The organism is Citrobacter sp. TBCS-14 (assembly GCF_005280805.1).
GTDB classification, from domain to species: domain Bacteria; phylum Pseudomonadota; class Gammaproteobacteria; order Enterobacterales; family Enterobacteriaceae; genus Citrobacter; species Citrobacter gillenii.
In genome coordinates, this window is sequence record NZ_SZWM01000881.1 from 1 (window position 1) to 248 (window position 248).

A 248-nucleotide genomic window follows, 5' to 3' on the forward strand; every position below is an offset into this window, starting at 1 on the left:
CCACTGCGGTCTCCACTTCGGCGTAGGCCGTCATCAGAATAACGGGGATCCGCGGCTGCTGGGCGCGCATGACTTTCAATGCATCAATACCGTCCATCTCTGGCATGCGGATGTCCATCAGTACCACGTCAGGATGCGTATCAGCAAACAGAGTCAGCGCGGCTTTTCCATCGCTGGCGCAGTGCGTCTCATGCCCTTGCAGGGAAAACGCAGTGGCAAGCATACGGCGAACATTTTCTTCGTCATCA

Annotated in this window: 1 protein-coding gene; it reads right to left on the reverse strand. The window is 56.5% G+C overall.

Features of this window, described 5'->3' with window-relative positions; translation table 11 throughout:
- Window positions 1-248 (reverse strand): response regulator (locus FDX22_RS21875; RefSeq protein ID WP_146717767.1); only part of this gene is annotated, 248 nt, incomplete at both ends.